Here is a 387-nt window from a genome sequence, read left to right as displayed (position 1 = left end):
CACTGCTTTGTTCTGCGATCCTACTTGCAGGTTGTGGCGACAACACATCAAGCTCAGGCACAACAGATAAAGTAACGTTTGAATCGGAAGTTCAAGCATTGCTAGATCGTGGCACTTCAATTAGCTTTACTATCCAAGGTGCAAACGCAGACGTACCTGCCCCTTCTTACCTACTTATGGATACGTCAGATGGTACGCTTGGTCTGCCAACTAACGGTGATGATGCCCTTACTAATCCACGCGCATCAATGAACACAATGGACGGTTGGTCAACGTCTATGCCTATCGTTTTGAACTTTAACGGCGATGGCTTCGCTCCTGGCATGTTGGCTTCTGGCGTTAAAGTTATCAAAATCAACCAGCGTTTGACGGAATGGGACGGAAAAA

General features: G+C 46.8%; 1 pseudogene. It reads left to right on the top strand.

Annotated features, from left to right (window positions below):
* Window positions 1–2 precede the first annotated feature (2 nt).
* Window positions 3–387, top strand: a pseudogene (locus R8O11_RS26810) (lipase); the annotation flags it as partial.

The sequence above is a fragment of the Vibrio sp. 1288 genome (genome assembly GCF_033344475.1).
Note: the sequence above shows the minus strand (reverse complement) of the source record. Positions and strands in the feature narration are given on the sequence as shown.